The sequence below is a fragment of the Frankia sp. CcI156 genome (genome assembly GCF_001983015.1).
GTDB classification, from domain to species: Bacteria; Actinomycetota; Actinomycetes; order Frankiales; family Frankiaceae; genus Frankia; species Frankia casuarinae.
Genome location: NZ_MOMD01000050.1, coordinates 21,584 through 32,850 on the forward strand (window position 1 = coordinate 21,584; position 11,267 = coordinate 32,850).

Genomic DNA, 11,267 nt, shown 5'->3' on the forward strand with positions numbered 1-11,267 from the left:
GTAGCGGGCGGGGTGGCCGCGGGTCAGCGCGCGAGGATGCTCAGGATCTCACTGGCCGAACGTCCCCGCGCCGCGAGGGGATAGACGGTGATGGCCAGCCGGATGAGGTTGTCACCCCGGCGGCTGACGCCCGCGGCCGGGACGGGCCAGACCCGGTCCGTCGGGCCGGTCGCCTCCCAGGCGGCCTTGATTGCGGCGAGTGGGCCGGTGACGTCGCCGCGCCGCCAGGCGTCGGCGGCCCGGGCGGCGACGTCGATGACACCGGGACCGGCCGTGGCGACCGCGACCGCCGCCTCGGGACCCGCGGTCAGGATCCACGGCACGAGTCCCGGTGTCGGCTCGATCCGCTGCAGCAGCGAGATCATCGCCTGCGACCGGGGCCCGGTGACAATGGTCGCCGCCGACGCCCCGTGCCGCGCGACCACGTCCACGGCGCCCGGATGTGCCTGTTCGACGTCGGCCAGGGCCCGGCGCACCGCGGGTTCCAGGTCGAGCGAGGCGAGTGTCGCCAGCACGGCCACGGGTATCCGGGCGAGCAGCCCCCCGAGCGGCGCGAGCACCGGCCGGTCGGCCTCGGGTACCCGGCCGAGACACGCGGCCGCGGCAGCGGCCTCGGTCACCGATATGCCGTGCTCCAGAGCCAGGCCGACCACGGCGACCGGGTCGTCCGTGGTGGCGGCGACGGCCAGATCCACCTCGGCCGCGCCCGCGGGCAGCAGGTCGGCGACCGCCAACAACCAGGCCCGGGCGGGCGGGTCCAACGCGCCCAGCGCCGACACCAGGCGCGGCGCCCCGTGCAGCGCGGCGGCCACCCGCACCAGGCGGGCACCGCAGGTCGCGGCGACGGTAGCCGGGTCGAGCGCGACCAGCGACGCGACCTCCGCCGCGAAGGACGCGGACGAACCGGCAACCCGACCGGACGAACCGGATGAACCGGATGAACCCGTGGTGGCCRGCCCCGCCGGACCGGTGGTGAGGGGTCCCGTGGGGTCCGACTCGCCCCGGGCCGCGCGCGCCGCTTCGACGAGCAGCCGGGGCAGCGGCATCGTGCCCCAGTGGGCGGCCAGATAGGGCGCGGAGACACCCTCCAGCGAGGGGGGGGCGGAGGGCGCCCCGCGGCGCAGGACGCCCTCCGCGATCGCGGTGTCGAGCACGTCGGCCACGTCCTGTCCGGACATCCGGGCGAGCCGGACCAGCCAGTCGCGCGCCGCCCCGATCAGGCTGGCCCTGTTCAGGGTCTCGGCGAGCGGATGGATGCCCCAACGCCGGGACAGGTACAGCCCGACGACGTCGTCGTCTAACAGGGCCACCGCCCACGCCGACATGCCCGGCCTGCCGAGCAGGTTCTCCTGGAAGGCGGTCTCAATCACCGTCGACGGGTCCGCCGCGACAAGCTCGGCGAACTGCGTGGTCCAGACGATGTCCTCGACGGCGAGGCATCGGACGATCTTCAGCAGGGTGTCGAGCGGCAGGACGCCCCACCGGGATCGCGCGAACGCGACGACGCGCGGATCGGCCCACCAGACGGGATCGGGCGGCGGGTCGGCCTGGTGCAGGCCCGCCGTGACGGCCTCGTCGACGAGGTCGCCCGGATTCGCGCCGAGCGCGGCGCCGAAGGAGCGCAGCCACTCCAGGTCGCCGTCCACCAGGACCCGGACCGTCGCCATGATGTCCCGCAGCGACCGTTCGTCCCAGCGTGCGGCGACGTAACCGGCGATCAGCGGCGGCAGCGCCGCGTCCGTCGGCGAGGCCTCGCCAAGGACGCCCTCCGCGACGGCCCGGTCGATCGCGCTGGAAACCGGGACCGCGGCGGCGTCGRCTACCGCGCGCAGCCAGCCGACACTCGACCGCGTCAGGTCCCGGGCCACGTCGAGCAACGCCACCAACGGCACCGCGGTCCACCGTTCGGTGAGGTAGGAGGCGACGTCCGCATGGGACCAGTCGGATGGTGACGGTGGCCGCGCCTGGCCGAGCAGGCGCTGGGCGAGTGCCGCGTCGACCACCTCCGACACGGACACCCCGACCGTGACGGCCACCGAGCGGATCCAGAGCAGGTCACCCGCGGCCAGCACCCGCCCGAGCTCGATCAGCTCGGCCAGGCTCGTCGTCTCCCACCGTTCGGCAAGGCACCTGGCGATGTCGGGGTCCCACCGCGACGGCGGCACCGGACCCGGTCCGGCCAGGAGGTTCTCCTCGATCGCCCGGTCCCGCACCTCGTCGGCAGCCAGCCCGCCGGCGGCCGCGAGGGCCGCGCACCAGTCCGGTATCCAGTCCGGGTCACGGGCGACGACCAGGGTGTCGGCGAATGCGGCCCGCGGGTCCGCGACCGGGGCCGACACGTCCTCGGCGGAGGCAGTCGCGCCCTCCTCCACGCCGCCCTCCACGCCGCCGTCCACACCGCCGTCCACACCGCCGTCGAGCACGAACCGGCGGACCTCGTCCTCGGTGAGTCCGGGCACCGCATCGGCGCCGGCCCGCGCGAGCAGCTCGATCCGGTGGACGATGCCGCTGCCGGGCCGCCCACTCACCGGGCTGGTTCCCCCCCGCAGCACCTCGGGCGTCACCCGGGCACGTTCCGTGAGTTCCCGGATCAGATCGACGGGCAGCAGCGGCGCGCACCGCACCACCGCCGGCGCCGCGCCGGCGACCGCGAGCGAGACGACCGCGTCGCGGTCAAGTCGGGGTGCCCGGGCCAGCACCTGCCCGGTCGCGGCCACCCGTTCGAGGGCCTCGGTCAGCTCGGTCAGGCCGACCGCGGTGATCTGCCAGACGTCACCCCAGCAACCGGTGAGGACACCGATCGCGGGCAGCGTCTCGGCGAGCAGCATCCGGCGGGTCTCCGGCCGGATCCGCTCCCGCCTGACCAGCCGCATCACGTCGATGACGATCCGGCGCTCGGCCGGCAGCGGCCGCAGGACCGCCGCGAGCTCGTCGAGCATCTTCGCGCTGTCCCGGGCCGCCAGGACGCTCTGCTGCTCGGCGAGCTCCGCGGTGACCGTGACAATCAGGTCCGGCCGCCCGGCGAACGCCCGACCGATCTCCTGCAGCATCGTCATGACTGCGCTACGCCCACCGCGTTGCGGGCTGCCGGTGTCGGCCGCGAGGGCACTCTCGTCCGGGTTCACCAGCAGGTGCGCGAAGGCCGCGGCGAACAGCCGCCGGGCCGCGCTCTGCCCCGCCGTCGCTCCGATGCGCCTGCGCAGCCCCTGCAACGAGACGTCATCGACCAGCGGCAGGTCCCGCCAGGCGCGCGGAGCGTGGGCTTGGCCGTCCTCGTCGAGCAGCGGCAGCGCGAACTCCACCGGCTGGCCGGCGCTCGCCAGAACCTTCGGTTCGGTCAGAGCCGCCGGGTCGACACCGAAGGCGATGATCCGGGCCGGATCGGGCACCGCGCCGTCCGGTGCCCGATGCGCGGACCGCAGGCGTCGCAGCGCAACCAGGGTCCGGGCGAGGTCGTCGGGCGGGCAGAGCAGCCAGCCGGAACCGCCGAGCAGGCCGGCCAGCGGGCTGGACAGGTCCGCGGCCTCGAAGGCGGCCACGCCGACCGCCGCCCGCCCGGACTGTAGGCTCGCCGCGAGGCGCACCGGCTCCGGGTTGACCCGGCGCTCGGCTGTCATGACCTCCGTCCCCGTCGGCGCGAACACTCCCCGCAGGCCCTTGGGATCGCCACGCGGGGTGAGCGTCTCGTCGAAACGGCGCACCGTCACCGGGCGCTGCTCACCGGCCTGCAGGACGGTGGTGAGATCGACGTCGAACCCGGTGCCGGAGCGCGGCACGAACACCCGGACGCCGTACCTGAGCTTCATCACRACGAACCGGGGGTCGACCCGGTCGACCGTGCCCAGGTACGTCCCGCCGACCAGGCCCCGCTCGAAGCGGGGGTTGCGGTCGCCGAACCCGCCACGGGCCGCGGTGTCGTGATGGTAGGCGATGATGACGTCGGAGGCGGCGAGATCTTCGGTGATCTTCGCGCGCCGCGCCGCGGCGGCCAGCGTCGTGAGCTCCTCCCGGAGCCGGCCGGGCTGCAGGTCGGCAACCCGGGCGTCGATCCCGCAGCCCCGCAGGTACCGRTCCACCGCCTGCTCGCGCGTCGCCCGCGACCCGCCCGTCACCGCGCCGTAGGCGGTCGGTCGGCGGCCGGTGGACAACCACCCGATCAGCCGGGCCAGCGATCGGGCCTGCGCCGCCCGCCACTCCTCCAGCGGGGCGTCCGGTGCCGGGACGTCGTCGCCGAGCAGTTCCACCGTGTCCTGGCTACGTTCGGACGCGGGCGGGATCACCCCCCGGGCCGGCGCGTACCCGTGGCGGCCATACCCGACCAGCCGCAGCGATCCCCGGYAGTGCACGAGATGATCCGGGCTGAGTTCGACGGGAACGACGCCGAGCTGGGTCGCGGCGTCGTCGAGCAGCGCGCCGAGCGGGGCGAGCATGTCCATGACGTCCGCGGGGGCAACGAACTCGCCGTTCGCGAGCTGCGCGGCCATGCTGTCGTCGCCGCGTTGCCGCTCGAGCGGGTCGGTGAGCGGGCCGGCCGCCCAGCTCGTGATGTAACCCGTGGGCGCCTCGTAGCCCGTGGGCACCCCGTCGGGGCCGTCGACGATGTCGAGCAGCAGGGGGGTCAGCGGGTTGCCGAGCGAGAGTAGCTCCATGCCGACCCGTAGCGTCGACGGGCCGCCCGCGCCGGCCGTACGCAGGGCGCCGAAGCCCAGCCCGGCGAGGCTGACCAGGCGTACCCGGCAGTCGGCCCCGGCGCCGCGGATCCGCCGGGGCATCTCCCGCCAGGTCCGGCCGCTGCGGCCCACGACCGCCGGACGCTGGTCCGCCACTTCCGCCACTTCCGCCACTTCCGCCGGCGGCGCGCCCGGCGCGGACCGCGCGCCTGCGGTCCGCGCCGGGCGGTGTCCCCGCTGCGCCTGCGCGGCACCGTCGGCGGGTCCGGCGGGGAGCGGCTCGGGGTCCGCGAAGTCGTCGAAGTCGTCGAAGTCGTCCGCGCCGGCGGGTCCGGCGGGGAGCGGCTCGGGGTCCGCGAAGTCGTCGAAGTCGTCGAAGTCGTCCGCGCCGGCGGGGCCCGCGGTGCCGCCCGGGTACCCGCCACCACCCGAAGACGCCGCGCTCCCCGAATACCCGCCACCACCCGAAGACGCCGCGCCGGTCGATCCCGTCCGACCGCCCTGGAAGGCCCTGCCGTTCGAGCCCGCTCCGCGGTCCGGGGCCGCCCCCGGGTTCGACTTCGATTCGCCGTCGGGCTGGCTCCCCCACGCGCTCCGGTTCCACCAGCTCACGGTTGCGGCTCCTCATCCGACAGGACCTCGCGGGCGACCAGCGCGGTACGCACCGCGGCGATCTCCGCGCGTAGCACGGTGGCGGTGCCGAGCCGGAAACGCGGATCGGCGGGCAGGCAGTCGGTGATCAAGCGGATCAGCATGGGGTGCACGCGACGGGCCGCGAGCTCACCCCGCAGCTGCCGCAGCTTCTCGTCCCGCGCCTCGGCATCAGCCCGGGAACCGGCGGCGTCCGCGGCCGACCTGGCCTCGGTCGCCCCGCCGAGCCAGTCATCCGGGCGGTCACCGGTCAGCGCGAACAGCAGGGTGGCCGCCAGGCAGTGCAGGTCGTACTGCGGGCTGAGCGGCTCGGCTCCCGGCGGGGCGTAGCCCGGGGTCGCGGTGGTGGGCATGACCTTGGCCGACGGCTCGACGATCGCCGCCGTCGACAGGTCGACGAGSGAGTACCGGGGTGGGTCACCAGCGACGAGGATGTTCTCCGGCTTGACGTCGCCGTGGACCCAGTACCCCCTGATCCGTTCCTCGTGCTGGTAGAGCCGCTGCGGTCGGATCGTGTGCATCGCCTCCAGCGTGGCGCTGATCTGGTCGGCCAGCTCAACGACCTGGCGGGCGCTGAGCGGGCCGGACTCGGTGACCCGGGAGTCAAGCGTGGTGGGCACCATCTGCCCGATGTCACCGATGAACTGCATGACGATGAACGCCTCACGGTTGTACCGCTCGACCTCCCGCTCGTTGCCCCCGGTCACGAGCGCGTTATGGTCGTGCCGGGTCGGCGAGGGCCCGTAGACGACGTCCACCAGGGCCRGCACCCCGTGGGTGATCTCGCCGAGCGCCGCCTGYACGGCGACCGCGTCCTCGACGTCGATCGAGCGCTTCTCGTACTGGGTCCTGGCGTACTCGGGATTGATGTCGTGGTCGCGGCCGCCCCACCATGCGCCCTTGACGACGACCAGGGCGTTGCTCCACTCGTCCCGGGCGAGCTCGACGTAACCTTGGCCGCCCTCGGCGAGATGACGCACGCAGCGGTACCGGCCACGGCCCCAGGTGCGCGGCACCGACGCGAAGGACGCCCCGTAACGCAACCGTTCGACGATCTCCAAATCAGAGGCGACCGTACTCACCGGCCACCTCCGGGTACCCCACCGCCGCCAGGTCCGCCGTTCCCGAGCACCCCGCCGGCCGGCCAGGGTCCCGTCACATGCACTTCCAGACCCACGACGTCGCGGACCAGCCAGACCGGCTCCTCGCCGTCCCACCTCTCGGCGACGCCCGGCGTCAGCCGCCGGGCACCCACCCACGAGCCGTTCGTCGACAGGTCGGTGAGCGTCACCGTCCCGTCGCGCTCGTTGCCGACCATCAGATGGCGCCGCGAGACCCGGCCGGCGGCGTCGATCTGCAGCCGGTCGCAGACGTCGACGACGATCAGGTCGTCCGCCGTCCGCTGCACGGCGTTCGGTTGCCGTCCCAGCACAATGCGTTCACCGGGTCCCACGTTCGGGGTGTCGAACGACGAGCCGTCGCCGCGCCGGACGGTCAGCCGCCAGCCTGTTCCGCCCGGCCGCCCGGCCGCCCTGGTTGCCTCGGCCGCCCTGGTTGCCTCGGCCGCCCCAGCCGTCCCAGCCGCGTTGACCCGGCCGACCCGCACGAGCGACCCGGCCAGGTGGAGCGGGACGTCGAAACGCCACTCCCGGGGCAGGTCACGCACCAGCCGGTCGTCGCCCAGACTGGTGCCGTTGTGGGAGCGGTCGACCACCATCGCCGTGCCGGCAGCCGTGAGGGTGATCTCCACGTGCCGGGTGCTGATGTAGTCGTAACTGCTACCGAGCCCGGCCGTGACGTCGACGAGCTGCTCCGAGCCGAGGTTGTGGTCGGGATGGCGCCCAAGGACGACCGTGGTGCCCACCTCCAACGTCACGAGACGATGGGTGCCGCCACCCTCGATCCTCAGCACGACCGGACCCGCCACCACCCTGGCATCCCACCCGGCGCCGGACGGCACGGGCAGGCCGACGATGGTCGGCGCCCCCACGGTGCCCKAGGGCGGGATGTAGGCGGGAGCATCGAAGATCGTGGCGTCGTCCGCGAGCGCGTCCCCGAGCGCGTCCGCCAGGGTCCTGCGACTTCCCTCCCCGGGTTCGCCATGGCCCGCCTGCCGGTCCGGGGCATCCAGGTCCAGGGGCTCGGTCGCTCCCCGGGGGGCCGGCGCGTCCCGCGGCGCGGGGGGCATGGGCGACGCCGAGGGCACAGGCGACGCCGCGCCCGAGGCGTCCCCGACCGCCTGCCCAGTATCCGTCTCGATCTCCTGGACCGGGCGTCGACACAGCGGACAGACCAGCCGGGCGCCCTGGCCGCGCCCCGCCACGCGCATCGGTGGCGACACGAGCGGCCCCAGCCGGGCGTTCACGCAGTCGGGGGTCACGCAGCGATAGGCGTTGGCGCGGGCAGCGGCGACGACCTCCGGTCGCCCCCGCAGGCCCGACGCCTTCACCTCGTCCTGCCGCGCGGCCCGCTCCCAGGTGACGGTGTCGATCCGGTTCATCGCCCGGCGGACCAGTTTCACGTTCTCGCCCGCCGGGGCGGCGGGTAGCACCTTCCATCCGAAGAAGGTCGAGGCGTCGCCCTGGATCCACGCGTGGGCGTCGATGTTGCGTTTGCCGTAGAAGTTGTCCTTGCTGACGACCTTCCCCCCGACGGCCCTCGCCTCCTCCAGCAGGATGTCGTCGGCCTCGGCCGCCCAGGCCAGAGCGCCGTCACGGTAGTACCGCTGCAGCGGAGCGAGGTCGTCAAGCAGGCCGCGCAGGCTGTTGTCGGCCACATAGCGAAAGGTCGCGTCGGCGCCGAAGGCACGGCGGGCGGCGGCCTCCACGGCGAACAGCCGCGCGGTCACGCCGCACCGGCGCGGGCAGCGTGCGCCGTGCGCGCAGCCGAGACCGATCTGCGCGAAGCTGCCCGGCGAACCGTCCCGGGTGATGTTACTGACGTCGAACAGCACCGTCGTCGAGGACATGGGACTCCTACCGATTGTCAGCTGTTGCCGAGGACGTCGTCGAGACGCCGACGGGACGCCGCCCCGCCGTGTTGCCGGCCGGACACGGGGTCCGCCTCGACGAGATCACGGGTCCGGGTCCTGGTGCGGGTCGCCCGGACCCGGGCTCCCGACACCGCGTCGGCCGGCGCGACACCCTGGCCGAGGGCCCGTAGCGTCGCGTTGTAGTGGTCGGCCAGATCGTCGAATCCGCGGTCCGCCGCCCACAGCGCCGCGTTCCGGAACAGCTCGGTGACGCTCTCCCGGGAATGGGCGAAGCTGGCCCGCTTCGCAATCTCCTCGTCGAACTCCGCGATGCTCTCCTCGTGTTCGAGKGAGGATTCCGCGTCCGGGAAGACATCCGCCTCGACGGTGGCCCGGAAGCGCTGCGCGGCGTGCGGGTCGGCCCGGCTGTCCACAGCCAGCCGCCGTCCACCGGCGACCACCCCGCCGCGGGCCTGAAGAATCGTGTGCGCGCCGAGCGGTGTGTCCGGAGCGCGCAACCGGAGCAGGAAGACCGGACGGTCCTCGCCGGTGCTCACGGCGGGTAGCGGCAGCCGCAGCTCGGTGCCGCGCGAGGTCGGTGGCGGCACCTTCATGAGGTGACGCTGCGGTTTGATCCGCCGCAGCGCCTCCACCGTCCAGCCGGGTCGGATCAGGACCCGCAGCTCACCGCGCCCCGCGGCCGCGCCGACCACCGGTTCGATCAGCGACGAGACGATCGCGTCGATCCGGTCGACGTCCTCGGCCGCCGCCCAGACGTGCTGCGTCTGGCCGCACACCCCGACCATCTCGGCGAGCACCTCGTCCCGGGCGTCGACGCCGATGCCCAGCGCGTCCGTCCCGATGCCCTGGTCGCCGAGCCCGGCGACGATGTGGGCGAGCTGCTCGGGCTGCCAGCGGCCGATGTTGGCCTCACCGTCGGTGATGAGCAGGACCCGGTAGACGTCCGCGTCCGGCGCCTGCGCGAGCAGCTCCCGCCCGGCGACGGCGAGCGCGTCGCCGATGTTGGTGTAGGAGTCCGCGTCGCTGTTCGTGGGGCCGTCAACGGCCGGCAGGCGGTCGGGCCGACGTCCGGCGCTGATCACTCGCGCCTCGCGGGCGAAGCGCACCAGCACGAGCGGGYAGCCGTCGGGCAGCAGGCCGTGCACGCGTTCCAGAACCCGCTGCGCGAGCTCCCACTTGCTGACCGCGTCCGGCGCCGCCGGATGCAGCATCGACAGGGATGCGTCGACCGCGACGGCGACCGCCACCTCCCGCCGGCCCCGCGGCGGATCGGCCACGCTGATCGTCAGCCGGAGCACCCCACCCGGCTTCGTGACACCCCRGTCCATCCGGCCCTCGACGCCGAGCCGGTCCCTGTCGTTCATCGGTTTCCTTTCTCCCCGTGAATGCGCGGCTCCCCGTGAATGCGCGTGCCGGTGCCGCGGGACTCGCCGACGCCGGTGAGCATCGCCCGCTGGCGCGGTCTGGTCCGGGTGGCGACCACCTTCTCCCGGGCGGAGCGGATCGCGATCACCGCGACGGTGGCGTTGTCGTGCCCACCGAGGTCCTCCGCCCGACGGCAGAGCAACGAGGCCAGTTCGGCGGGGGTGCGGGCGACCGAGGCGAGGTCCTCCAGCACGTCGCAGAACCTCCAGTCGGCCACGCCCGGAATGTCCTCGGCGGTGTCGACGCCCGCCTCGCACGCCCCGTCGGTGGCGAGGATCAGCAGGTCGCCGTCGGCGAGCTGCACCCTTCTGGTCGCCACCGCGGTCGCGCCGCGCTGCGCCGTCCGGACGCTCTCGGTCACGATGCCGCGCTCCTCGGGTGTGGGAGCCTGGCCGGCGACGATCGCCTCGGCGACCACGCTGTGCTCGCTGGACAGCCGGGTGGCCACGAAGCCGTCGCCGCAGCGGCGCAGCAGGTAGGCACGGCAGTCCCCGACGGTCGCGATGTCGGCGCGACCGCGGGAGATCGAGGCGAGCACCGCCACCGCGGCGGCCCGGCGGCTCAGCGGCGCGGGCGGCGGCGGCAGCGCGACGTCCAGCAGCAGCCGCTCCGGTTCGGTCTCGCCGTCCTTCCACCGCCGACGGAATGCCGCGAGCAGCGCCCGCGCCGCCCACCGTCCCGAACCGTCACCGGGACCGGTAATGCCGTCGAGCACCGCGCAGGCGGTGGTCGTGCCGTCCGACGGGTCCTCGACCTTCGCCCAGCCGACCGCGTCCTCGTTGTCGCCTTCCGGGTTGCCGCCCGCCTTGCGCCAGCCCGTCACGCTCTCGCACGCGACGACGGTCGTCAGCCGCTCGTTGCGCGCGGGGAAGACGAAGGGTGCGATCCTCGACGCCAGCGCACCGGCTCCGGTCGCCCGGCGACCATGCTCGGGATGTAGGCAGGCCCGCAGCGCGGCGTCGGCGCCGGGCGGCCACTCGCCGGCGGCAAGCCCGGCCATCGCCAGCATCGAGGCGTCCCGGTTGCTCCACTCGCCGGTCAGCGCCTTGAACAGCACCACGGCGAACAGGCGAAGGTCACGGGCGGGACCACGCTCCCCCGCCGGAGTGACGAACCAGGGGTCGACGGGGTCGTGCCTGCCCGCGTCCAGGAGATCRCAGACGGCCAGAGTGAGGCTCTGCCCGGTCCACCTGAAGCTCCACGGCGCGAGAAGCCCCACGCCCTGCTGATGGAACGGTTCGAGGCTGCGGCCGATCTCGACGAAGGCGCGCAGCAGTGCGGCCGCGGAGATCGCGGGAGCATCGGCGGAATGGCTGTCGAGCAGATCAACCAGCGGCAGTCCCGGAAGTTCYGGCCAGCTCAGCTCGACCCGCACCGGCATGATCAGTCCGGCGCTCGCCGTGGGCAGGGCGACGCGGGGTGGGGCATGGCGTAAGGAGACCGCGCCGGCCCCCGCGTCCGCGGCGGCGTCGAACTCGTCGAAGTCGACCTCGTCGAGACCGGCAGGGTCGTCAAGACCGGCAGGGTCG

General features: G+C 74.2%; 5 protein-coding genes. All 5 read right to left on the reverse strand.

The window, feature by feature from the left end:
• Positions 1-23: 23 nt before the first annotated feature.
• Positions 24-5,282 (reverse strand): hypothetical protein, encoded by a 5,259-nt coding sequence (locus CcI156_RS17715; protein WP_076806949.1) that lies wholly within the window; start codon positions 5,280-5,282, stop codon positions 24-26.
• On the reverse strand, positions 5,279-6,403 hold the full coding sequence (locus tag CcI156_RS17720; protein ID WP_076806951.1) for a hypothetical protein: 1,125 nt from the start codon (positions 6,401-6,403) through the stop codon (positions 5,279-5,281). Before CcI156_RS17720 ends, CcI156_RS17715 begins: the two co-directional genes overlap by 4 nt.
• Entirely contained in the window at positions 6,400-8,289 is a 1,890-nt protein-coding gene (locus CcI156_RS17725) for an FHA domain-containing protein (RefSeq protein ID WP_076806953.1), read from the reverse strand. Before CcI156_RS17725 ends, CcI156_RS17720 begins: the two co-directional genes overlap by 4 nt.
• A gap of 17 nt (positions 8,290-8,306) precedes the next feature.
• Positions 8,307-9,677, reverse strand: coding sequence for a vWA domain-containing protein (locus CcI156_RS17730; RefSeq protein ID WP_076806955.1), 1,371 nt, complete (start codon positions 9,675-9,677; stop codon positions 8,307-8,309).
• Positions 9,674-11,267, reverse strand: a 1,594-nt coding sequence (locus CcI156_RS17735) for a PP2C family serine/threonine-protein phosphatase (RefSeq protein ID WP_108913585.1), incomplete at its 5' end; no start/stop codon positions are given. The genes CcI156_RS17735 and CcI156_RS17730, both read right to left, overlap by 4 nt.